21 protein-coding genes and 1 pseudogene are annotated in these 23,609 nt (G+C 61.5%); 12 read left to right on the forward strand and 10 right to left on the reverse strand.

The window, feature by feature from the left end; genetic code table 11:
• Positions 1 to 5: 5 nt before the first annotated feature.
• The 7 genes and pseudogenes from BCY88_RS00985 to BCY88_RS01015 all read left to right on the forward strand — a co-directional run bounded on the left by BCY88_RS00985 (position 6) and on the right by BCY88_RS01015 (position 8,917).
• Positions 6 to 1,685, forward strand: a complete 1,680-nt coding sequence (locus BCY88_RS00985; RefSeq protein WP_120342404.1) for a glycerol-3-phosphate dehydrogenase/oxidase — start codon at positions 6 to 8, stop codon at positions 1,683 to 1,685.
• Positions 1,682 to 3,247 carry an FAD-binding oxidoreductase gene (locus BCY88_RS00990; RefSeq protein ID WP_120342405.1) on the forward strand — a complete coding sequence of 522 codons (1,566 nt, stop codon included), beginning with the start codon at positions 1,682 to 1,684 and terminating at the stop codon, positions 3,245 to 3,247. Before BCY88_RS00985 ends, BCY88_RS00990 begins: the two co-directional genes overlap by 4 nt.
• A gap of 4 nt (positions 3,248 to 3,251) precedes the next feature.
• Positions 3,252 to 3,827 carry a glycerol-3-phosphate responsive antiterminator gene (locus BCY88_RS00995; RefSeq protein WP_120342406.1) on the forward strand — a complete coding sequence of 192 codons (576 nt, stop codon included), beginning with the start codon at positions 3,252 to 3,254 and terminating at the stop codon, positions 3,825 to 3,827.
• 25 nt (positions 3,828 to 3,852) lie between these two features.
• Positions 3,853 to 4,161 carry a putative quinol monooxygenase gene (locus tag BCY88_RS01000; protein WP_120342407.1) on the forward strand — a complete coding sequence of 103 codons (309 nt, stop codon included), beginning with the start codon at positions 3,853 to 3,855 and terminating at the stop codon, positions 4,159 to 4,161.
• Positions 4,161 to 5,321, forward strand: coding sequence for an iron-containing alcohol dehydrogenase (locus BCY88_RS01005; protein ID WP_120342759.1), 1,161 nt, complete (start codon positions 4,161 to 4,163; stop codon positions 5,319 to 5,321). The genes BCY88_RS01000 and BCY88_RS01005 overlap by 1 nt, the downstream gene beginning before the upstream one ends.
• 790 nt (positions 5,322 to 6,111) lie before the next feature.
• Positions 6,112 to 7,560 (forward strand): annotated as a pseudogene (locus tag BCY88_RS40775) (collagen-like triple helix repeat-containing protein); the annotation flags it as partial.
• 88 nt (positions 7,561 to 7,648) lie between these two features.
• A complete protein-coding gene (locus BCY88_RS01015; protein WP_120342409.1) occupies positions 7,649 to 8,917 on the forward strand; it encodes an isoprenylcysteine carboxylmethyltransferase family protein in 1,269 nt (422 codons plus the stop codon).
• A 231-nt stretch (positions 8,918 to 9,148) separates the two neighbouring features.
• Here the strand turns inward: BCY88_RS01015 and BCY88_RS01020 are convergent, their stop codons facing one another.
• Complete coding sequence (locus BCY88_RS01020) at positions 9,149 to 10,027, reverse strand: EAL domain-containing protein (protein WP_120342410.1); 879 nt, start codon at positions 10,025 to 10,027, stop codon at positions 9,149 to 9,151.
• 435 nt (positions 10,028 to 10,462) lie between these two features.
• Here BCY88_RS01020 and BCY88_RS01025 point away from each other — a divergent pair, with 435 nt between their 5' ends.
• Positions 10,463 to 10,741, forward strand: a complete 279-nt coding sequence (locus tag BCY88_RS01025) for a transposase (RefSeq protein ID WP_120342411.1) — start codon at positions 10,463 to 10,465, stop codon at positions 10,739 to 10,741.
• Positions 10,742 to 10,836: 95 nt separating this feature from the next.
• Here BCY88_RS01025 and BCY88_RS01030 read toward each other — a convergent pair whose 3' ends face one another.
• From BCY88_RS01030 to BCY88_RS01060, 7 genes are all read right to left on the reverse strand, one after another.
• Positions 10,837 to 11,256 (reverse strand): histidine kinase, encoded by a 420-nt coding sequence (locus tag BCY88_RS01030; RefSeq protein ID WP_183081234.1) that lies wholly within the window; start codon positions 11,254 to 11,256, stop codon positions 10,837 to 10,839.
• A gap of 65 nt (positions 11,257 to 11,321) precedes the next feature.
• Positions 11,322 to 12,077: a COG4705 family protein gene (locus tag BCY88_RS01035; RefSeq protein WP_120342412.1), complete on the reverse strand. Its 756-nt coding sequence runs from the start codon at positions 12,075 to 12,077 to the stop codon at positions 11,322 to 11,324.
• Between the two features lie 326 nt (positions 12,078 to 12,403).
• Positions 12,404 to 13,531 (reverse strand): porin, encoded by a 1,128-nt coding sequence (locus BCY88_RS01040; protein ID WP_120342413.1) that lies wholly within the window; start codon positions 13,529 to 13,531, stop codon positions 12,404 to 12,406.
• A 189-nt stretch (positions 13,532 to 13,720) separates the two neighbouring features.
• A complete protein-coding gene (locus tag BCY88_RS01045) occupies positions 13,721 to 14,419 on the reverse strand; it encodes a response regulator (RefSeq protein ID WP_120342414.1) in 699 nt (232 codons plus the stop codon).
• 25 nt (positions 14,420 to 14,444) lie between these two features.
• Entirely contained in the window at positions 14,445 to 15,827 is a 1,383-nt protein-coding gene (locus tag BCY88_RS01050; RefSeq protein WP_120342415.1) for a sensor histidine kinase, read from the reverse strand.
• 204 nt (positions 15,828 to 16,031) lie between these two features.
• Complete coding sequence (locus BCY88_RS01055; RefSeq protein ID WP_120342416.1) at positions 16,032 to 17,426, reverse strand: sensor histidine kinase; 1,395 nt, start codon at positions 17,424 to 17,426, stop codon at positions 16,032 to 16,034.
• A complete protein-coding gene (locus BCY88_RS01060; RefSeq protein WP_120342417.1) occupies positions 17,416 to 18,093 on the reverse strand; it encodes a response regulator in 678 nt (225 codons plus the stop codon). Before BCY88_RS01060 ends, BCY88_RS01055 begins: the two co-directional genes overlap by 11 nt.
• 283 nt (positions 18,094 to 18,376) lie before the next feature.
• On the opposite strand from BCY88_RS01060, the gene BCY88_RS01065 reads away from it, so the two are divergent.
• The 4 genes from BCY88_RS01065 to BCY88_RS01080 all read left to right on the forward strand — a co-directional run bounded on the left by BCY88_RS01065 (position 18,377) and on the right by BCY88_RS01080 (position 21,626).
• Positions 18,377 to 19,396 (forward strand): ABC transporter substrate-binding protein, encoded by a 1,020-nt coding sequence (locus tag BCY88_RS01065; protein WP_120342418.1) that lies wholly within the window; start codon positions 18,377 to 18,379, stop codon positions 19,394 to 19,396.
• Positions 19,397 to 19,450: 54 nt separating this feature from the next.
• Entirely contained in the window at positions 19,451 to 20,245 is a 795-nt protein-coding gene (locus tag BCY88_RS01070; protein ID WP_120342419.1) for an ABC transporter ATP-binding protein, read from the forward strand.
• A gap of 16 nt (positions 20,246 to 20,261) precedes the next feature.
• The gene (locus BCY88_RS01075; protein ID WP_120342420.1) at positions 20,262 to 21,125 is read left to right on the forward strand and encodes an ABC transporter permease; all 864 of its coding nucleotides are present in this window, start codon (positions 20,262 to 20,264) and stop codon (positions 21,123 to 21,125) included.
• A gap of 183 nt (positions 21,126 to 21,308) precedes the next feature.
• Positions 21,309 to 21,626 carry a DUF4148 domain-containing protein gene (locus tag BCY88_RS01080; RefSeq protein WP_120342421.1) on the forward strand — a complete coding sequence of 106 codons (318 nt, stop codon included), beginning with the start codon at positions 21,309 to 21,311 and terminating at the stop codon, positions 21,624 to 21,626.
• A 287-nt stretch (positions 21,627 to 21,913) separates the two neighbouring features.
• On the opposite strand, the gene BCY88_RS01085 is transcribed toward BCY88_RS01080, so the two are convergent.
• Together BCY88_RS01085 and BCY88_RS01090 are read right to left on the reverse strand one after the other, a co-directional pair.
• The gene (locus BCY88_RS01085; RefSeq protein WP_120342422.1) at positions 21,914 to 22,162 is read right to left on the reverse strand and encodes a hypothetical protein; all 249 of its coding nucleotides are present in this window, start codon (positions 22,160 to 22,162) and stop codon (positions 21,914 to 21,916) included.
• A gap of 359 nt (positions 22,163 to 22,521) precedes the next feature.
• The gene (locus BCY88_RS01090; RefSeq protein WP_120342423.1) at positions 22,522 to 23,568 is read right to left on the reverse strand and encodes a phytoene/squalene synthase family protein; all 1,047 of its coding nucleotides are present in this window, start codon (positions 23,566 to 23,568) and stop codon (positions 22,522 to 22,524) included.
• Positions 23,569 to 23,609 lie beyond the last annotated feature (41 nt).

Here is a 23,609-nt window from a genome sequence, read left to right on the forward strand (position 1 = left end):
TACACATGTTGTTTATTCCATCCAGAAAGGCCTCGAAAGAACGCGCCGACATGACCGGCACCGAGCCCCTGCGCATGGTGCGCGGCGAGCAGCTCGACCGCCTCGGCAGTGAAACCTTCGACATCGTGATCGTGGGCGGCGGCGTAACCGGCGCCTATGCCGCACTCGACGCGAGCTTGCGTGGCTATCGTGTGGCCCTGCTGGAAAAGAGCGATTTCGCCTCGGGCACGTCGTCGAAGTCATCGAAGATGGTGCACGGCGGCCTGCGTTATATCGAGCAAGGCAATCTTGGGCTGGTGCGTCACTCGTTGCTGGAACGGCAGCGTCTGCGCAGAAACGCACGGCACCTGGTGCAACGCCTGCCGTTCCTGTTTCCCGTCATGGAGAAGGACGGCGTGTTCGACAAGCGGCTCGCCAAAGCATTCGAGAGTCTTCTGTGGACCTATGACATCGCGGGCGGCTGGCGCGAAGGCATCCTGCATCAGAAGCTCAGCAAGGCGGAAGTGCTGTCGCACTGCCCCACCTTCAACGAAGAGAACCTCACCGGCGGCTTCATGTATTTCGACGCGCGCGTAGACGACGCACGCCTTACGTTGAATCTCGCGCGCACGGCGGCGTTCCATGGCGCGGCCGTCGTCAATCACGCGAAGGTCGTCGAGATCACGCGCGACGGACACGGCAGTGTCGACGGCGTGATCGTGCATGCGGACGACCGCGAGATTCGCGTGCGCGGCGGCGTGGTGGTGATGGCCACCGGCGTCTGGCTGCGCGACTGGAACGGCCGCAAGAAAGACGATCCGGCTGCCTTGCAGATCCGCCCCGCGAAGGGGGTCCACGTCGCGATTCCGTGGCTGAAGATTCGCAACGACTGCACGGTGACGATTCCCGTGCCGGGCCGCAGCCGACGCGCGACGATCACGCGCTGGGGCAACGTGTCCTATCTCGGCACTACCGACGAAGACTATCAAGGCAATCTCGACGACGTCTGCTGCACGCGCCAGGAACTGGACTTCCTGATCGAAGGCGCACGCTCGGCATTGAAGACCGACCTGCAGGCCGAAGACGTAGTGGGCAGCATCGCCGGCTGCCGGCCGCTGGTCGGGCCGCCCGGCGGAAAGACGCTGGAAATGAAGCGCAATCATGAGATTCATACCGCGCCGGACGGACTCGTCACCATCGTCGGCGGCAAGCTCACGACCTCGCGGCACATGGCCGAACAGACCATCGACGCCGCGCAGAAAGTTATCGGCAAACGCGCGAAATGCCGCACGAAGTCGGCGTATCTGCTCGGTGCGGCGGGCTACGACGCGCAAGCGATCGTCGCCTCGGGCGGCTTGTCCGCGCAACTGGGTGAACGCTACGGCACGGAAGCGCGTTTCGTCACCGACATTCTCGAGCGCGATTCGAGCTTGCTGAAGCCGATCGTCGAAGGCTTGCCGTACACCGAGGCGGAAGTGCTCTACGCCGTCAGACACGAACTCGCCGGCAACGTGGACGACGTGCTGTCGCGCCGCATCCGCGCGCGCCTGATGGCGCGCGATGCATCGGCACGCGCCGCCGCGCGGGTGGGCGAAATTTTACAGACGGAGCTCGGCTTGTCCGATGCGCTCGTCGCAAAGCAGGTGAGCGACTACGTCGCCGCCGTCGAACACGAAAAGTCTGTTCTTATGGGAGAAACCGAATGATCAGCAAGGAAGCAATCAAGCGTGGCTATAACCGTGGCAACTATATCGTCGGCGCGCACACCCCGCCGGCTTACGCCGCCACGCTCAAGGACATCATCAAGGAATCGACGGGCGAAGCCGGTCTGCAACGCGACCCGGTCGAGGTCAGCGAACAGCACATCGGCGCACTGCGCGAGGTAGCCGACGAAGTGCTCACGCTTGCCTCCGACGTCGTCGCATGGACGCGCGACTGGTGGGCCGCCTCGATGGTGACGGAAACCGCCGGCAAACCGGCCACGCCGCACGCGGTCATCGTCCGCGTCTCGAAGGTCGAACAGATTCAGGCGGTCATGCGTATCGCCCATGCCGCTTCGCTTCCGGTGACGGTGTCGGCGGGGCGCAGCAACGTGACCGGTGCGGCGCTGCCCGTGCGCGGCGGCATCGTGCTGGACGTGTGTGAACTGAATCGCCTCGTCGGCTTCGATCGCGAGAGCCAGATCGTCGAAGTCGAAGCCGGCATGTTCGGCGACATCTTCGAGGAAACCATTCAGCGCGACTACGGTATGACGATGGGCCATTGGCCGTCGTCGTATGCGATCAGCACGGTCGGCGGATGGGTGGCCTGCCGTGGCGCGGGCCAGCTCTCGACACGCTACGGCAAGATCGAAGACATGGTGTTCGGCATGGACGTGGTGCTCGCTGACGGCAGTCTGATCAGCGTGGGCGGCTATTCGCGCGCGGCGGTCGGTCCCGATCTGCAGCAGCTTTTCATCGGCTCCGAAGGCACACTCGGCGTGATCGTGCGCGTGCGTCTGAAGTTGCATCGCCTGCCGGATTACGGCCGCGCGATTGCCTATGGCTTCCAGACCTTCGCGATCGGACTCGAAGCATGCCGCCAGATCATGCAGCAAGGCGCGAATCCGGCCGCCCTGCGCCTCTATGACGAACTCGAAAGCGGCGTGCAATTCGGGCTGCCGGAATCGAACGTACTGCTGATCGCCGACGAAGGTCCGCGCGAAATGGTCGAAGCCGTGCTGACGATCAGCGAACGCGTCTGCCAGGAACTGGGCGGGAAACTGGACGACAAGGTCATCTTCGAGAAGTGGCTCGACACGCGCTACCTTACCGGCAAGAGCGCGGAAGGTTTCAAACGCAGCCCGGGCTTTGTGGCCGATACGCTGGAAATGGTCGGCCCGTGGAAGGACCTGCCGGGTATCTATGCCGACGTGGTGGCCGCCATCAACGCGGTCCCCGGCACGCTGGCCGGTTCGGCGCACCAGTCGCATGCGTATGTGGACGGGGCGTGTCTGTACTTCTCGTTGCGCGGCGAGGTCGAAGTCGAGCATCGCGCGAAGTGGTATCGCGCCGCATGGGACGCCGCCAACGCGGTGCTCATCAAATACAATGCAGCGTTGAGCCACCATCACGGCGTCGGCCTGTTGCGCGCGCCGTATATGAGCGAATCGCTCGGTAGCGCATTCCCGGTTCTGCAGGCAGTCAAGCGCACGCTCGACCCGAAGAACATTCTCAATCCCGGCAAGCTTGGCCTGACTGACGAGCAAGCTCAAGACGCGAAGCAGTAATCACATGGATAAGTCACTTGGGGCGCGCCTCACGCGCCACCCGGTCATTGCAACGCTGTTCGGCATCGAGCAGATCGACATCTTTCTGAAAAGCGCCGCTGAAATCTCGATCGTCGCGAATGTCGAATTGCGCAAACTGCACCCGGTGGTCGCGGCCCTGACGAAAGCCGGCAAGTATGTCATCGTCAACATCGACAGCTGCGACGGGCTCTCGCAAGATAAAGGCGGCGTGGAGTATCTGGCGGACATCGGCGTCACCAGCCTCGTCTCGACCCGGGTGGCGACTATCCAGCGCGGCAATCGGGCCGGTCTCGTCACGATGCAGAAAGTGTTCGTGACGGACCGCTCGACCTGGCCGCGCAGCGTGAAGGCATTGGAGCAAAGCGATCCGAATCTGGTACAACTGATGCCGGCGCCCATGCTCTCGCATCTGTCCGCGCAAGACCGCAAGGCTTTGCCGCCGATCGTCGCCTCGGGCTTCGTCTGCAACAAGGGCGACGTGTTCGATGCGTTGAAGAAAGGCGCGGTCGCGGTCTCCACCAGCGACAGCGAATTGTGGAATCTGGATCCTGAACGTTGAACATCCCATCTAGTTGGAGTTATCGATGGCTAATGCTTACCTGCAGGTAATCGCGCATTTTTTCGCCAAACCCGGCAACGGCGATGCGATTGTGCAGCCCCTCACGGAACTCGCGGTGGCAACCCGCGCGGAGCCGAAGAATCTCTACTACGAATTCTTCCGTTCGCCGGTCGATCCCGATCACTTCGTGATTCTCGAGCAGTACAGCGAAGCCGATGGCCTCGCCGTGCATCGCGAGACGCCGCACTTCCAGCGCCTTGGCTTCGGTACGATCATTCCGCTGCTCGAACGGCGTGAAGTCACGAGCCATATGGTGCCTGGAGACGCAGCATGATGAACGCATTCCGGTTTCAAACCGTGCCGACCATGGTCCTCGAATTCGGCGCGGCACGCCGTCTCGGCGCTTTGCTGCGCGCGCAATTTCCGTCGCTCACGCGCCTGTGCGTGGTGACGGACGGTTTTCTTCACAAGAGTGGGCTGCTGAATCCGGCGCTCGCCGATCTCGCGGCGCACGGCTGGAACGCCACCGTGATCGACGACGTGATCGCCGATCCGCCCGAGCACATCGTGCTCGAAGCAACGTCGCGCGCACGCGAGGCTGGCGCGGAGATCGTGCTGGGGCTCGGCGGCGGTTCGTCGATGGACGTGGCCAAGCTGATCGCCGTGCTGGCTCCGCAGCAGGAGCAGCCGCTCAGCGAGATGTATGGCGTAAACAGGATCACTGTGTCGCGCTTGCCGCTCGTACAGATGCCGACCACCGCGGGCACCGGCTCGGAAGTCACGGCCGTGTCGATCGTGACGGTGGGCGAGGCGAAGAAGATGGGCGTGGTCGCGCCGCAACTGGTCGCCGATCTGGCCATTCTCGACGCGGAACTCACGCTCGGACTGCCGGTTGCCGCAACGGCGGCCACCGGCATCGACGCGATGGTTCACGCGATCGAGGCGTACACGTCCGCGCATTTGAAGAACCCGGTGTCGGACATGCTGGCGGTGAAGGCGCTCGAGCTGCTGTCGCGCAATCTGTTGCCCGCCTGCGAAAACGGCCAGAATCGCGCGGCGCGCGAAGCGATGTTGCTCGGCGCGGCGTTCGCCGGTCAGGCGTTCGCCAATTCGCCGGTGGCCGCGGTGCATGCGCTCGCGTATCCGATCGGCGGCATTTATCACGTCCCGCACGGTCTTTCGAACGCGCTCGTGCTGCCGCACGTGTTGCGGTTCAACGCTCAGGCTGCGGCGCATTTGTACGCCGAGCTCGCGGACGTGGTCGTGCCGGGGTTGACGGGCAGCGCCGAAAGCAAGACGCAAGCGTTGATCGAACGGCTCGAGCAGATGATCGCCGCGACCGCGATCCCGGCCCGGTTGCGCGATGTCGGCATAGAACGTAGCGGGCTCGAGCGGATGGCGAGCGACGCCATGTTGCAAACACGGCTTCTGGTGAACAACCCCCACCCTGTTACCGAGGCCGATGCGCTGGCGATTTACACCGCCGCGTTTTAATCGTCGGCGTAGCGCGTTGCCTGGAGCAGGAGTCGCCGTGCGTGGTGTTTGGCGGCGGCTCCGCGTCGTTACGCAAACAGGACACGTTACGTAGCATGCAGGTGGAACACGGCGCATGCGTTCCAGTTAAAAACGCGTTTGCGCCGCGATTAGTTCTTCAGATTTAAATTTCCTCCGGCATATATGCGCCGAATCGCAGAGATGACGCGATAACTCACATTTGGCGTGCAATTTGCAGTGATACCCCCACCAATAGTTTTTCTACGGGGACATCATGCAAAAATTCGCCGGTCGGACAGTCATCGCTGTCGCGACATCAACATTACTCGCGCTCTACGGTTGTGGATCGACCATTACTTCCCCCGGCACCGGGCTTGGTGGCGGAGGACTGGGGGGCACGTCGGGGTCCAGCTCGGGCGGCACTTCGGGCGGCTCGTCGGGATCAAGTTCGGGCGGCTCCTCCGGGTCCAGCTCCGGCGGCTCGTCGGGATCCAGCAGTTCGGGTACAAGTAGCTCTGGCACGAGCAGCTCCGGTACCAGCAGTTCGGGTACAAGCAGCTCCGGTACGAGCAGCTCTGGCACAAGCAGCTCTGGCACAAGCAGCTCTGGCACAAGCAGCTCGGGTACAAGCAGCTCGGGCACAAGCAGCTCGGGCACAAGCAGCTCGGGCACAAGCAGCTCAGGTACAAGCAGCTCGGGTACAAGCAGCTCGGGCACAAGCAGCTCAGGTACAAGCAGCTCGGGCACCAGCAGCTCCGGCACCAGCAGCTCCGGCACCAGCAGCTCGGGCACAAGCAGCTCCGGCACAAGCAGCTCGGGCACCAGCAGCTCCGGCACCAGCAGTTCCGGCACCAGCAGTTCCGGTACAAGCAGTTCCGGCACCAGCAGCTCGGGTACGAGCAGCTCCGGCACCAGCAGCTCCGGCACCAGCAGTTCCGGTACGAGCAGTTCCGGTACGAGCAGCTCCGGCACCAGCAGCTCCGGCACCAGCAGCTCGGGTACGTCAGGCACCTCCTCCACCCCGATCGGCAATGTCGTCACCCAAGGCGGCAACCTCATCACGGCCGTGGGTACGACCGTCGCCGATACCGGGTCCAAGATCACCGGCACCTCAATCCCTGGCGTCAACGGTGCAACGACTTCGAGTCTCGGCGCCGCAATCACCGATCTCGGCAACGGCGTCAAGGTGCTCGGCAACGGCACGGCCGCAGGCCTCGGCACGCTGGGCAGTTCGACCAATCCGCTTGGCCCGACCCTGACCTCCGCATCGGGTCTCGTTAGCAATACAGGCGCGGCCGTCACTGCCGTCGGCGGTGTGGTGACGAGCCTCGGAACCGGGCCGCTCGCGCCGCTCGCCCCTGTTACGTCGACTCTCGGCGCGGTTGTAGGCGGTGTCGGCAACGGCGTTGTCAAAGTTGGCGCCGGACTGAACTCGGCACTGACCAGCGCACCGGTTCAGCAGCTCGAAACCCAACTGAGCACGGTCATCAATCCGATCACGCTGGTGGTTTCGAATACGACGCAGACCATCGGCAACGCCACAGGTCTCGGCGCGCCGCTCAACGGCTTGCTGAGCACCATCGGCAACGGACTCGATTCGGCCGGCCAGAAAGTGTCGGGCGCAACCGGCGATCAGATCGGCAAAGATGTCGGCGGCATCGTAAGCCAGTTGGGCAAAACGGTCACGAGCACGGGCGGGCTGCTGACGGGTGCGACGACCAATCCGTTGGCGCCGATCGCCGGCCTGCTCGGGCCGCTCGGCGGACTGGGCGGACTTGGTGGAACAGGTAGCGGCGGCATCGGCATTCCGCCGCTGACCGGCCTGATCGGCAACCTCGGTTCGCTCGGCGGGACCGGCGGCAGCAGCGGCAACCCGCTCGCGCCAGTCACCGGACTGCTCGGCGGCCTGGGTTCGCTTGGCGGCACCTCCGGCACCGGCGGTCCGCTTGCACCGGTCACCGGACTTCTCGGCAGCCTGGGTTCGCTCGGCGGTACGTCAAGCGCCGGCGGTCCGCTTGCACCGGTCACCGGCCTTGTCACGACGCTGACCTCGACGCTGACTTCGACACTGGGCGGCGCAGCCGGCAAGACCTCGCCGCTCGCACCGGTCACGGGTGTCGTGAGCGGCCTGACCGGCGGCACTGGCAGTACGGGTAGCGGTTCGACGGGCAACGCGAATCTGCTGGCGCCGGTGACGAATCTTGTCACCGGATTGCTCGGCGGCGCACCCGCCAAATAAGCCGCAGTAAGCGGCAACTCGGCACAGCGGCCGGGACTTACAAAATCAAAAGCCCGGCCGCTCTCTATGTCATGAATACGAGGATGACATGAACTCCACTCTGGATAACGTAGCGCACGTGGAAGAACAGCGGCCGCGTTCGGCGACGCCGTTTTCCGTAGGTCTGCTTGGCATCACCATCGGCCTGTTGACGCTCTGGCTCCTGCGCGACAACACCACGCTGGACGGCGCAGCGCGCAGCACTGCCGCATGTCTCGCGATCATCGCAACGATCGCCCTATACGAACTGTTTGTCGCGCGTGCGTATTTGCGCCCAAGCGCCGGACTTGCCGGCCAGGCGGTTCGGCGGCTCAGTATCGCGCGCGTGGCGTTGCGTCTTGCCGCGCTCGCTTCCGTGTATGTCGGCATCGGTCTGCTCTACTGGCTGTTGCCCGAATATCACGGCACGTTCTACAACCCCTTCTGGTCGCTGATCCGTACGCTCGCACCGTATCTGATCGTGGCCGCGCCGTTTTACTTTGCGTGGATGGACAGACGCCAGCGCGAAGTCGACGACGCCTACATGTTGTGGGGCCGTCTCGTGTTTCTCGGGCAGCGCCCGGGCAACTGGAAGCCCGTGCGGGAAATGCTGGCAGGCTGGATGGTGAAAGCGTTCTTCCTGCCGCTGATGATCACCTACCTTTCCACCGATGCGGACCACATCGGCGCATCGCTTGCGAGCGCCATGAACGCGCCGTTCTCGCTCGCGACGTTCAGGTTCATGTACGACCTGTCCTTCACGATGGACCTGATGTTCGGCACGGTAGGCTATCTGTGCACGCTGCGCATTCTCGATACTCACGTGCGCAGCGCGGAGCCCACCACGCTCGGCTGGCTGGTTGCACTCGTCTGTTATCAGCCGTTCTGGTCGCTGATCTCGGGTCAGTACATTCACTACCAGGGCGCGATGTTCTGGGACAACTGGCTGATATCCGTGCCGATTGTCCGAATCGTCTGGGGCAGCGCGATTATCGCCCTGGTCTTCTGCTACGCGCTTTCTACCGTTGCGTTCGGCTTGCGGTTTTCGAACCTGACCAATCGCGGCATCATCACCTCGGGCCCCTATCGCTTCACGAAGCATCCCGCCTACATCACGAAGAATCTCTCGTTCTGGATGGTCTCGGTGCCGTTCATCGAACCGTTGGGCTGGCAAGTCGCGCTCACGCACTGCGCTGCGCTGACGGCCGTGAATCTGCTGTATTTCGCGCGCGCCAAAACCGAGGAGCGGCATTTGATGAACGATCCCGACTACCGGGCTTACGCAGAATGGATCGAAAAGAACGGCTTGTTCGCCAGAATCGGCCGCGCGTTTAAATAAGACGTTTATTCTACAAATGCGTTGGAGTGCATTTTCTGCAGTGCACCATTCTTCACATGAATAAGAATGGTGACTGCAATTTTTACCGCTCTCAACCGCTCACGACCGCCCACAGCCAGTTACGCATGGAGGCAGACGATAGCGCCGCCCGGCGTCCACTTTTCCGCGGGCAACGGGTGTTCGCCGCTGCGCTATTGCACTCGGGACGTTACGTAACGTCTCGCGTGCTGTTCATGATTCGCGGTTGAGCTCCAGCAGCGTGGCCAGCCCGGCTTTCGGGCGGGCGAACAGGAAGCCTTGCGCCAACGCTTGCGGCCACGCGCTCAACCATTGCAACTGCGCCTGGGTCTCGACGCCGTTCACCACGACCCGCACATCGAGCGCGTGAAGCAGATCCAGTAACGCCGACAGCACCGCACAGGCACGCGGATCACGCGGAACCGTGGCCATCAATTCAGGCGCGATCGTCACCGTGTCCACGTCGAGTGCGCCGAGTAGCGCGAGTGACGACGCGCCGTTGCCCCACCTGCCCACTGAAATGGCGGCGCCTGCGGACCGCAGTCCGGCCGTCAGGGTGCGCAAAGACAACAGACGTGCGGCATCCGCGCTGTCGGGCACGTCGATTTCGAGCAGATTGGCCGGCACGCCATATGAGCGCGCGATACGCGTGAGGTCGTCGGCAAACGATTCGCTCATGGCCACCTGCGCCGGCACCGTGATCGCGACCGGCAACGGCGCCATCTTCGAAGCGAGGCAGTCGCGCAACTCACGGCACACGCCGTCGATAACGAACAAGCTCATCTCCTGCGCGACCTGCGGGTGCTCGAGGGGCATCATGAAAATGCCGGGAAGCAGCAGCCCATAGTCGGGATGCGTCCATCTCACCTGCGCTTCGAGGCGCGCCAGCGCGCCGCCTGCCACGCGATAAGCGCCTTGAAACACGAGATGAAATTCTCCCGCGCGCAGACCTTGCTGGACGCGGCTTTCGAGTTCGCTCAGCGCCACAGGATCGTCGCGCGAGTCGTCCCAATCGGTCTGCTCGACGCAGGCGTTACGCGCGCCGAATGTAGTTGCAAGCGAGACGGGTTGTTCATAGTCGAGCGTTAGCATGGCAGAGGCGCAATTTTTTAACCTGGCTAACGCACGCACATGTCGTGCCAAGTGTTGCGTTCGCTGCGCAATCTAACGGCGGCCATGACCGATAAACCCTATGGGTCAATGGTTTAAGGCAATACAGATTGAATCTGCCGAGGCGTGATTCCCATCCCCAAACGTTTGTTTGAGTACGCGTGTTACGTAGCGTTCCGCATTGACGTTACGCTGCGTCACGCGGAGTATTGAACGTGTCGATTACCACACGAGCATTGCTCCACAACGAGAGATCGAGACATGCATCATGAATAACGATGCGATTAACGATCGGTAAAATTCAGACTCTCGCACTGCAGCAATAAAATTTGACCGATAAAAAAAGATTTACTAGTATCGGCACAAACGCAGCATGCAACGACTGCGCATTCCTCACACAGTCATTCAAGGCGGCCGATGCTTCAGATCCCCCTCACCGACGCCGATTGGGCGCGAGTTCAGAGTCTCTTTCCCACGACTTCGCCCGGTCGCGGACGTCCTCGTCGCAGCGATCGCGAGATCCTCAACGCGATACTCTGGGTGCAGCAAACAAAAGAAAAATGGCACAGGCTTCCTGCAACTTTTCCACCACAGCAGACTTGTTATCTTCGGTATATGACATGGAAAAAAACGGGCGTTCTAGATCTGGTGAATGAACGTCTCCCGTTGTGCGATCGGGCGTTGTCAACGTGCTGAATTAGCGGCAAACACTGCTTTACATACCCTATCGATTCAGAAGCGATCCGCGGTATCACGGATCGCTTCTGTGAGCGCGCGCGCCCTGCGGCGCGTCAGCTCCTGCCGTTCATTCGATCCATCACAGCCAGCAGATCGGTGAGCGACTGCTTGCACTCCGCTGCATTTGGCGTACTGGCGCGCAACGCGCTCAGCGCGCGGTCGATTGCCTTGTCGACGAGGTGCCAGTCAGCCGCGGCACGAGGCTTCAGCGAAGGCTCGGCATCGTCCCACGCGAATTCCAGGTCCTTGATGCGTGCCTTGCCACCCGCGAGATTGCCTTTGTCGACCAGTGTTGCCGTGTCAGCGACGATCTTGCGGAACGAGGACAGATCGCCGAGTTTCGACACCTTGACGGCTTCTGCCGCCTCTGCCGACGAAAGGCCGATCCCGCCCCCTTCGCGATGTCCAAAACTGATCGCCGAGATAGCGATGAAAGAAGCGATGACGGCTTTGTTGAGAGTGCGTTGATTCATGATTGTTCTCTTCTGTTTAACCCAATAGACGATTGAAAATGAACTACGTATCGAGCGAAACGCGCTCACGATTCGCGTACTGCAACAGCATTGACAGACCGCTTTTCGACGACACTCGCGAAGATCACCAGCACGACGATGGCACTCAGGAATAGAACGCTCGTATTGATCGTGCCGAGGCCAACACCGCCATAGGCACGGGACTGAGAAAGCAGGTCACCGAACGCGGCGCCGAGAGGCCGCGTCAGAATGTAGGCAAGCCAGAAAGTCAGCACCGGATTCGCACCGACGTAAAACGCGACACACACCAGCGCGATCAACGAGCCGAATACCACGGCGCCCAACATGAAGCCGAGCCCCAGGGCCTCTGTCGCGAGATCGCCGGCTGCGGTGCCCAGCGCGAACGTGAACAGCACGGTAGCCCAGTAGAAAAGCTCCCGGCGCGTCGTGTAGATGGTATGAATCGACAGGGTCCGCTCGCTGCGATACCAGAGTGCGAACACCACGGCCAGCGCGAGAGAAAATGCGATCGTGCTGTATTGCAGACCGACGCCGAGCTTGTCGGTCAGTGCATCGGTAATCTGCGTGCCGACCACACTGACCAGCACCACCGTCAACCAATAAATCCACGGTTCATACTTGCGCATGCGAAGCTGCCCAGTCAGGGCGGCAATCAACAATGTGAGCATCATCGCGCCGGTGAGCGCGGTACCGAGCCCCACGTGCACAGCCAGATAATCCGCGCCGGTTTCTCCAACGGTGGTCGCCATGATCTTGATCGCCCAGAAGACAAGTGTTGCCCCCGGCACTTTGTTGCCCATTCCGGCAACGCGATAATTCGATGTCGCTAGCAAGTGAGTTCTCCCATCGGTCAGCACTGGTTTGACGTTGCAAGCAGGCGCGTTTGCGCGCACTCAACGCGACGCATAGTGCAATGCCGATGCTTATGAAAACCTTACGTGAGATACCGATCAGATCACTGGAATGCGGGGATAAAACGAGTGGATGAGAAAACCTTAAGTAACGCTTAAGAGAGGTGCTACGTCTGCTCACCGTGGAGGCCGCCACCAGGGTGCTCTGATGCACCCAGGTAAACGGAAAACGCCGCGTGCATGTTCGATGCACGCGGCGTCTATAGCGTAAGTCTTCAGAAGCGCGTGCGGATGCCCGTCGTCAACTCCAACTGGTTCTTCGCGCCAAATGTCGTTGCCACAACATAGCCGTTGTGCAGTTTCATGTAGTCGCCGGCGACGTAAAGCTCGGTACGCTTCGACAGGTGATAGAACACCGATGCGTACAAGGTTTCCTTGTAGCCGCTGCCGGTGCCGGTATCCGGATCGAAACTCAGGTTGGCATTGGCGATGCTGCCCGAGGTGTCGAACGCGGCGTTCGACGTGTGCATCTGCTGATAGCCAAGTTCGTAGTCGAGCGGACCCTTCGGCGCCAGCTTGAACGACACCGTCCACGCATTGTCGCGGCGTTGACCCAACGCTCCCTGATCGCCGGTGTAGTGGAAATAGCCGGCATTCACGCGGAAGATGCTGTACGTGTAATTACCGCCCACCGAATAGGCCTTGTTGGTGAAGCCGTTATTGTTGACGTGGTTGTAGAACGACGACACATTGAACGGACCACCGCTATAGCCGAGCGCGACGGCATACGTGGCATTGTTGCCGAAGCTCGTCTTGTTGCCGAACGCATAGCCCGCCGACGCGAAAATACCGTTATCCCACAGCTTCTTCCAGACGAGGCCGTTCTCGTAGCGGGTGCCTGTTGCGCTACCCGCGTAGAAGATCAGTTGCTTGAAGTTGTTGGTATTGGTCCAGCCACCCTCTTCCGTACTCAACCTCGCGCCCGTGTACGGGTCGCCGTAGATCGCGGCCGCGTCGCGTGCAATCGTGTTCTGGAACCCGGCGGTGAACTTACCGAAGGTGTCGCTTTCCACGCCCACCCATGCGTCGCGATCGAAGATCTGACCCGGGTCTTCCATGGCGCCGTCGCTCACGCGGTACTCCGCTTCCAATCTGAAGATCGCCTTCACGCCGCCACCCAGATCTTCCGCGCCCTTCATGCCGAACCGGCTGCCGCTGAACCACGGCTCGCCGTTGATACCCATTGAAACCACGTGCTTGCCGTCTGCATTCGCGTTGGTCTGATAAGACACCGCGCTCAGATCCATCAAGCCGTAAAGCTGTACGTTCGATTGCGCGTGAGCGCTACCCACTGCCAATGCGCCGGCGCTCGCCACCAGCAACACGCTGCTTTTTCTTACCATCGTCTCCTCCGATCCTGCTGCGTTGAATTGATCTGTTATCCATTTGAGTAGCAGAACCAAGGATAGTCAGACCAACCCTTCACGCCTCTTTCGCAGGAGTACGGGAAACGTCGGTGAAAACACTAGAAGCAACGAAGTTGACAGAATCCGATCGATCTATTCAAGACTGCAGAATACAGATCGATGGTTTTACAACGCCTCGGCAAAAACGTCGCGAGGCACCTCCTCGCGCAAGATGTAGCCGAGCCCGCGCAAGGTCATGATTTTTGCACTGGAGCCGGCAAGATGCTTGCGCAAGCGGTGAATGTAGATGTCGATGGCGTCAGCGCTGGGTTCGTCGTCGAGCGCGAAGACTTTGTCGATCAGCGTGGACTTTGAGACTGTCTTGCCCTGCTTGAGCATCAGCGTTTCGAGGATCGCATGTTCGCGCCGCCGCAACGGCAACGGCTCATTCTGTAATACGAATTCGCGGGAATCGAACAGGTAGCGCAGATCGCCGCAGTCGATCGATTGCCCTTTGTCGCCGGCCGCCTGACGGCGGATCAACGCCTTGATGCGCGCCACCAGTTCACGCGCGTCAAAGGGTTTGACGACATAATCGTCCGCACCGGCCGAGAAGCAGGCTACTTTGTCGTCGGTCGAGCCGTTGGCGGTAAGCATCAGCACCGGCACGTTGTCGCGTTTGCGACGCAGCCGCGCCAGCACGTCCTTACCGCTCATGCCCGGCAAGCGCAGATCGAGCAGCACCGCGTCGTAGCACTGCAGGCCGAGCAACGTCTCCGCGCGCACACCGTCCTGCGCCCAGTCAATCGCGAAATTTTCGACCTGCATCAGGTTCATCACCCAGCGGGCGAGATCGGCGTCGTCTTCAACGAGCAGCAGTTTCATCTGTCTTCCCTCATTTGGCCGCGTATCAAGCCGCCGCCGACCATAGCCGCATCTCGACGGTGGCGACCAGGCCAACGCCGCCCTCTCCCGGTTCGAGCGTGACGGTGCCGCCTTGACGGTGAGCAATCTCGCGCACGATCGGCAATCCGAGACCCGTTCCGTCGGCATGACTCGACGCGCGATAGAAACGTTCGAACACGCGCGCTCTCGCTTCGGCTCCGATACCCGGTCCGTTGTCGATCACACGCACAATCGCCCGGTCATGACTGCGCTCGGCGTGTACGGTGACGCGCCCGCCGGGCTGCGTATAGCGCAACGCGTTGTCGACGAGATTGGTGACGAGCGCCGCGGTCAATGCCTCGTCACCGGTTACATGCAGACCATCGTCCAGTTCGGCGCCCAGATCGATTTCACGCGACTGCGCGAATGCAATCAGCTCCTCCAGCACGCCAGCGATCAATGCGCTCAGGTCGATCTTTTCGCGCGTGCTGGACGGCACCGCGGACTCGGCCTGAGCAAGCAGCAGGAGTTTGTTGGTCAAGGTGGTCAGCTTGCGGCTGCTTTTATGCATGCCGGCCAGTGCTTCGGTGAGCGGCACATCGCGATTCTCTCGCTGCCGGGCGAACTGGATCTGCGCCACCAGCAACGCGAGCGGCGTACGCAACTGATGCGCGGCGTCGGAAATGAATTGCCGTTGCGTCGCGGCTTGCTGGCCCATTCGCGCGATGCACTGATTGATCGCTTCGACGATCGGCCTCAATTCGACATGCAGGCGCGCCACGCGTATCGGTTCGAGTTGCGATGCGTTGCGATCCGCCACGTCGTCTTTCACCTTCATCAACGGCCGCAGTTCGAAGGTCAGCCCGAGATAGACGAACACCATGGCCAGCACCAGGGTGAGCACCTCGCCGAACAACTGCGGGCGCAACAGACGCCACAGCATCGCGTCGCGCGAGCCTTCGGTCTTCGCGACCGCTACGATGACTGACTCGGTACGCCCCGAGTCGTAGAGTTGCCGCACGTAAGCAGCTGCCCGCATGGGCCGGCCATCGTCGAGACGGGTGTAGTAGAGCATCGGGACATCGCTCACCCCGCGCGGCACGGATAACTCAGGGTTGCCGGCCACCAGCCGATGGTCGCTCGCTTCGACGCGATAGAACACACTGTCCTGCTCCGGCGACTCGAACAGCTCGAGCGCGGCCGGCGGAATCTGGATCGAAACGCTGCCGTTATCCCAATCGATGTCCTCGCCAATGATACGCATCGACGATAGCAACGCGTTGTCCTGAACGAGGTCGGCCGTGGTTTGCGCGTTGCGGTACGAAATCAGACCGGAAATGGAAACGAACGCCGCCAGCGGCAACAGGAGCCACCACAGCAAGCGTCCGCGCAAACTGCCTGAAAACACGATTCGTCGCCCCTCTTCTCTGAAAACCGGCGCACCTCACGGCGGGCTTTGATGGACGCCTGCCAAAAATTCTAGGTGCGCGAATCCTTCCCCAAGCTTTCGCGCATGCGTTTCTTGTGCCGATTGCGGGTTTGTCCCGACTCCTTCAGACTCCTTCCGACTCTTCCCGACTCCTTCCAGATCCGCCGCCTGGAGGCGGCTGATTCAATCGGGCTGCGGGCCTTCGTGCGGCGCGCGCGGAAACGAGACCGTTACATGCACGCCTTTGCCGCCTTCACCCGGTTTGAGTACGATCTCCGCGTGATGTGCATCCGCGATTTCGCGCACGATGGCGAGACCCAGCCCGGTCCCTTCAGTATCCACAGATGCCCGGAAAAACGGTTCGAATACGCGGCTGCGCGACTCGGCCGGAATGCCGGGGCCATCGTCCAGCACCGACACGGCAACGGCATCCGCACGTGCGTTGACCGCCACCGTGACGTGCCCACCGCTGCCGGTATAGCGGATTGCGTTCTCAGCGAGATTGGCGATCAGCGCCTGAAGCAGGCCGCGATGTCCGCCCACCGGTGAGGGGCCGTTCAATTCCGCGCCCAGATCGATGTTCCGGGCCTGCGCGAGCAGCGCAAGGTCTTCCACCACTTCCATTGCCAGCGCCGCCAGATCAACCGTTTCCACCGCCAGTTGCCGGTTGTCGGCAGCCTCGGCCTGCGCAAGCAACAGCAGCTTGTTGGTGAGTCCGACCATCGAACGGTTGCTGCGGTGCATTGCGGCAAGCGCTTCGTCGAGTGCGGGATTCAGGCCGTCCTGCTGACGCGCGAACTGCAATTGCGTGCCGAGCAGCGTGAGCGGCGTGCGCAACTGGTGCGCGGCGTCGGCGATAAAACGCCGTTGCGCGGCCACCTGCACACCGAGCCGCGCAATACACTGATTGATCGCCTCGACGATGGGCCGCAACTCGGTATGCAGGCGCTCGACGCGAATTGGTTCGAGCTGCATGGGGTCGCGGTCGGCGACGTCTTCCTTGACTTTCATCAGCGGCCGCAACTCGAAGGTCAGGCCGATGCAGACCAGTGCGACCGCCAGCACGATCATTTCGATCTGCCGAACAAGTTGCGGCTGCCACAATTGCTGCGCCATCGCGTCGCGCGAACGCACCGTCTTGCCCACCGTCACCCGCACCCGGTGCGTCGCACCATTGTCGTACATCAAGCGTACAAGGCTGACCGCGCGCACGGGCTGGCCATGAAATTCGGCATCGTAGTGATCGGTGAGGTCGGACGGGAGTGCCGAAGGCCGCGGGAAATCCGGTGTGCCCGCCAGCAGGCGGCCATTGTCGACCCGCACGCTGTAGAACACCTGATCGCGATACGGCGACACAAATACTTCAAGCGCGGCGGGCGGCACGTCCACGCGCAGAAAGCCGTCCACCCACTCCACTTCACCCGCAATCATGCGCGCCGACGAGATCAACTGGTTGTCCTGCACCAGATCCGCGGTGCGCCGCGCGTTGTCGTACTCCGCCTTGCCGGTAACGAACACGTACAACGCGAGCGGCACCAGCAGCCACCACAGCAGGCGCATGCGCAGGCTATTGGTCATCTTCTTTCTTGCGCAGCAGGTAGCCCAGCCCACGCAACGTGACGATCGCCGCGGAGCTGCCGTCGAGCTTCTTGCGCAGCCGCGAGATATAGATTTCGACCGCGTCTTCGCTCGGCTCGTCCGCGAGCGTGAAGATCGCGTCGACCAGCGCCGGCTTGGTCACTGTCTTGCCCAGGCGCAGGATCAGCGTTTCGAGCACCGAGCGCTCGCGCGGCGTGACATTGAGCGGCGCGCCCTTCAGCGTGAACTGACGCGTATCGATGTCGAACGTGAGATCGCCGCAGATCACCTCGCTGGCTTTGGACGGCGACTGACGCCGGATCGCCACCTTGATTCGCGCAATCAGCTCGCGCACTTCGAAAGGCTTGACCAGGTAGTCGTCCGCGCCGGCGCCGAGCAACTCCACTTTTTCGTCGATCGAACCGCTCGCGGTCAGGATCAGCACCGGCGTAGCGTCGCCGCGCTGACGCAGACGGCGCAGCACGTTCTTGCCCGACAGCTTCGGCAGATTCAGATCGAGCAGGATCACATCGTAGTGATTGGTGCGCAGCAAACGGTCAGCAGCATCACCGTCCTGCACGGCGTCGAGCGCGAACGCCTCCTGCTCCAGCATCTTCGCGAGCCAGTGCGCAAGCGTCGGGTTGTCTTCGATAAGCAGCAGCTTCATGGCGGGAACGGCGAATTGGGAAATTCAATGCGCGGCAAAAGTCAGGAGGCCGATTGTGCCGTAAAACAAGGGCTTTGCGCGCGGCTTCCGTGTTTCGCGGCCTACGTGATGGGGTTTGCCTGAGGATGGCGGGACGGTTGCGGCACATTCTCGGGTTAACACCCATAATTTGCCCCCAGCCCCGAAAGCTGCCAGAAGGTTTCCGATTTCTATAATCGCCGTCATTCATCCAGAAAGCGCCGCATCCGCAGATAGCGGCGACCAAACCTAAGGAGACTGCTTCATGCGTACCTTGCGCCAGATTGCCGCTGTGTCAGGTGTTGCGTTCACCCTTGCCGCCGCTTCGGCCGCGGCTCATGCCGAGAAACTGACGATCATGGTCGGCGGCGCCACCAAGATCATCTATCTGCCCGCCAAGCTCACGGAACAGCTCGGCTACTTCAAGGACGAAGGCCTCGACGTCGAAATCCTCTCGCAACCGGCCGGCGTGGACGCTGAAAACGAACTGCTCGCGGGCGCGGTGCAAGGCGTGGTGGGCTTCTACGATCACACCATCGATCTGCAGAGCAAGGGCAAGGAAGTCCAGGCGCTGGTGATTTTCGGCCAGGTGCCAGGTGAAGTGGAAATGGTCTCCACCAAGGCCTCCGAAACATTCAAGAGCATGGCCGACTCGAAGGGCAAGACGCTCGGCGTAACCGGCCTCGGCTCGTCGACCAGCTTCCTCACGCAATACCTCGCGCAGCGCGCGGGCGTGCCGTCCACGCAATACACGCTGCTGCCGGTCGGCGCGGACAACAGCTTTATCGCGGCCATCAAGCAGAACCGCATCGACGCGGGCATGACCACCGAGCCGACTGTCTCGCAGCTGCTGAAGACCGGCGACGCCAAGGTGCTGGTCGATATGCGCACGCTCGAAGGCACGCGCGCCGCGCTCGGCGGCACGTATCCGGCGTCGAGCTTCTACGTGCAACGGGCATGGGCCGAGTCGCACAAGGACGACGCCGCGAAACTCGCGCACGCGTTCGCGAAAACGCTGAACTTCATCGCGACACACAGCGCGGAAGAGATCGCCGCGAAAATGCCGAAGGACTACTACGGCAACAACAAGGACCTGTACGTCGGCGCACTGAAGGCCTCGCTGCCGATGTTCACGAAGGACGGCAAGATGCCCGCCGACGGCCCGGACACGGTCCTGAAGGTGCTGTCGGCCTTCAATCCTTCGGTGAAGGGCAAGCATATCGACCTCGCCAAGACCTACACCAACGACTACGTGTCGACCGCGGTCAAGACCGCGGCGAAGTAACGCCCGCGACGTCACGCCTATTCAACATCAAAGAGAACTGCGAGGCACCAGCCGATGAATCAACCCATGTCACGCGATACGCCCGCCATCGAAATGCGCAACGTATCGTGCCGTTTCATTTCTCCCGACGGCAAGGCGACTATCGCGTTGCGCGACTTCAGCATGTCGGTGGCACGCGGTGAGTTCGTCGCCGTGGTCGGCCCGACGGGTTGCGGCAAGTCGACCACGCTCAGCATGATCACCGGCTTGCTGAAGCCGACCACCGGCGAAGTGCGCGTGATGGGCGCGCCGGTGGACGGCATCGATCCGCGCATCGGCTTCGTGTTTCAGGCCGATGCGGTGTTTCCGTGGCGCTCGGTGCTCGATAACGTGGCTGCGGGGCCGCTGTATCGCGGCCGCTCGAAATCCGCTGCGTACGACGAAGCCAACGAATGGCTGCGCCGCGTGGGCCTCGACAAGTTCGGCAAGCACTATCCGCATCAACTGTCCGGCGGTATGAGAAAGCGCGTGGCGCTCGCGCAAACCTTCATCAACAAGCCGGAAATCCTGCTGATGGACGAGCCCTTCTCGGCGCTCGACATGCAAACGCGCACGCTGATGCAGGACGAACTGCTGCAACTGTGGGGCGGCGCCGGTTCAGTGGTGTTCGTCACGCACGATCTGGAAGAAGCGATTGCGCTCGCCGACCGCGTATTCGTGCTGACGGCGCGCCCGGCCACGCTGAAGAAAGTGTACGAAATCGATCTGCCGCGTCCGCGCGTCACGTCGGAGATTCGCTACGAACCGCGTTTCATCGAAATCTCGCGCGACATCTGGCATGACCTGCGCGAAGAAGTGCAGATCGGTTAATCAAGGAACGGCATACATGTCTACAACCCCTCAACAAGTGATGCCTTCGGGTATCGATCCCGTGACGCTCGCCCAGGTCGAGCGTGTCGCGCAAAAACGCATCCGGCAACGCCAGGCGCTGGTGATCGCACTGCGCATTGTCGTGCTGGTGGTTGTGCTCGGCGGGTGGGAACTGTCCGCGCGCCTGAAGTGGATCGATCCGTTCTTCTTCTCGATGCCGAGCGCGATTTTCGATCAGATCGTCGACTGGTTCGTGAACGGCACGTCGCAAGGCCCCCTGCTGACACAGGTGTGGGTCACGCTTGAAGAAACCGGGCTTGGCTTCATTATCGGTTCGGTGGCGGGCGTGTTCTGCGGCATTGTGCTCGGCCGCAACAAACTGCTCTCCGATGTGTTCAGCCTCTACATCAAGATCGCCAACTCGATTCCGCGCGTGGTGCTCGGCTCGGTGTTCGTGATTGCGCTGGGTCTTGGCATGGCTTCGAAGGTGGCGCTGGCGGTGGTGATGGTGTTCTTCGTCGTGTTCGCCAACGCGTTTCAGGGCGTGCGTGAAGCGGACCGCTACATGATCGCGAATGCGCAGATTCTGGGTGCGTCACGCCGTCAGGTGACGACTTCGGTGGTGATTCCGTCGGCGTTGAGCTGGATTCTTGCGAGTCTGCACGTGAGCTTCGGCTTTGCACTGGTCGGTGCGGTGGTGGGCGAGTTCCTCGGTTCGAAACAAGGTATCGGCTTGCTGATTTCCACGGCGCAAGGCGCGTTCAACGCAAGCGGCGTGTTCGCGGCAATGATCGTGCTGGCGGTGGTCGCACTGGCTGCTGACTACCTGTTGACCGCGCTCGAACAGCGGCTGTTGAAGTGGCGGCCCGCAGCGGTTTGAGTTGACCACCGGGTCGTATGAAAAGAAAGGGCGCCAGTGGCGCCCTTTTTTATTGCAAATTTCGCAACAAACATTAGCTGAATTGATGATTACTCCGGCCAGATCGCAAAACTACAATGCAATCACTGACTACGAACAAGAACGCTCGTAGCAACACAAAGACCGAACTGGAGGTAGTTCATCATGAAATCGCTCATTCAAGCCGTTGTTATCGCCGCTGTGCTGGCCGCTCCTGTTGCCTCGTTTGCGCAGTCCAACCAGCCCGTGACCCGCGCCCAGGTGCGTGCAGAACTGATTCAACTCGAAAAGGCCGGCTACCAGCCGGGCCGCGCCGACCCGTACTACCCGGCTGACATTCAGGCTGCGCAAAACCGTGTCGTCGCGCAAAACGGTACCGCGCAATCCACGGAAAGCAGCTTCGGCGGCGTGGTGAGCGGTTCGTCGCAAGCGGGTCACCCGGTTCCGGTGAACGGTCCGAAATCGGTTTATTTCGGCAACTAAGCTGAAACCGAGCTGCAGCCGAACCGCAAACAAGTTGTCCAGCGGAACAAACCATAGAGGCCTGGCTCCCTGCCCTATCGGCCGCTAAGCGCGCAAAACAGCCGCGCGCCCTGATGCAAAACGAACTGGCCCGCGACCGAGCATCCCCGATCGCGGGCCAGTTCTGTATTCGATACCTCCGTCATCGGGCTCCCGATGACTTCGCCTGGGCCTTCATGGTCTGGGCGCTTTTTCTATGTGTAGCGCTACATCTCGCGGGAGCGCTTCGCAGCGCCGGGCCGCCTGCGTTATTCGCGAGCGATCAGATCGCCCACCTGGCCACGCCCCGTGACAAGACAGCTCGACAGGAAATTTTCACCCTGGCTGCTGGCCCCGGCGTCACCAAAGCCCTTTTTCAATGCGTTCGCCTTGACCATTTCCGCGCCTTGGTGGCACGTTATTGTTCCCATTTCTCCGGCTTGTGCACGCATCAGCGCCCTATCCGCCATCAAATAGCCAAGCAACAGCACTACGGCAATATTGAACGCCTGTCTCATGGATCGTCTCCTCTTTTGAAGAGACTAACGCGAACCATCGACACAGGATGCTAGGGGTTTCCCGATTGCCGGCTATTCAATGATGCAGATTAAGCGAAGACGCATTTCCACGTGAATGCGCTATGCGGCGTGGCTGGATCGGATGCGGCCACATGGGTTCATGCAAATCGGAACGGCCGGGTGCCGGGTTGTACGTGCTTCGGATTCTGCTCGAACAGCAGGTCGGTCGCGAACGCGTATACGTGGAGAAAGAGGAATGAAGGACAACCGGCATGGGCGCGAACCTTCACGCGCCCTTCACCTTACTTGCTGGGCAATTTGCACGGATAACTAACTATCCATCGAGCAAGCCCGGCCACTCAGAGCCGGGCTTCGATCTGCCTGATGCGCTTTTCAACCGATGCTCGCACGAGACCATTCGAAGGCACCAGCAACAGTGACGACGCGATGATTCCATACACCTGATTGCGCCGGACCTTGGAGACCTTGGCCGGATCGAGCCAGGCATCGTTATCCACCAGCAGCAGCAGTGTGTCCAGGCCGATCAGGATCGGCCACAAACAGGCAAGACGCAAACGCACCGACCACGCGGGAATCGCGAGCGTGTAGTCGAGAGCCTCGCGGAAATGATCCAGCGCGCGGCGCACGAGTTCGATCATCAAAGGCCTCGCACGAACCGAATTAGCCGGCAGCAGGAGATCTTGCGCGCTCAGGCCGTGTTGATCGAGCATGGTCTGCGGCAGGTAACAGCGGCCGATCCGCAAATCCTTGCCGCAATCCCGCAGCACGTTGGTCATCTGCAGCGCCTTGCCGAAACGCACGCCGCGGCGCGCCATGGTTTCGGGCCGCTCGCTCAGCGTGCCGGGCATGTGCGCGTAAGTCATCGTGGTCCAGAATTCGCCCACGCAGCCCGCCACCAGATAGGTATAACGGTCAAGTTCCGCGTATTCGCGCAGCGCGGCGATCAGGCCAGAACGTTCGTCGGGAAACGCACGAAGGTCGAATTCCATGCCCTCGGTCAGCGTCGATACGATTTCGCGGACGGCCTTGCGGTCGGACTCGCTCAGTTGCGAGAGCACCTCGAGTGCCGGTCCAAGCGATTCCAGCAGAACCTTTTCATCGGACTGGACCTGCTGGCCCGCCACTTCGGCAGCCATGCGCTGGAACAGCGCGCCGTCGTCCGGCGCACCGTTCACCTGGTCGCGCAGCGACAGCAGCAACGCAAGGCGTTGCTCGGGGGAAATCAGCGAGGTGTCCGCAATGGTGTCGGCCGCGCGCGCCAGCAGGTACGCAAGGCCGATCGGATCGCGCATCCCGGCGGGCAGCACGCGCAGGGTGAGGTAGAAGGAGCGTGAAACGCCTTTCAGGAGCGGGCCGAGAAGAAAGGCCCGGGTCGGATTCGGCATGGATGGGATCGTATCGGTAGTAGGCAAAAATCAGGTGCTGC

This window comes from Paraburkholderia fungorum, from assembly GCF_003610895.1.
Lineage (GTDB): Bacteria > Pseudomonadota > Gammaproteobacteria > Burkholderiales > Burkholderiaceae > Paraburkholderia > Paraburkholderia fungorum_B.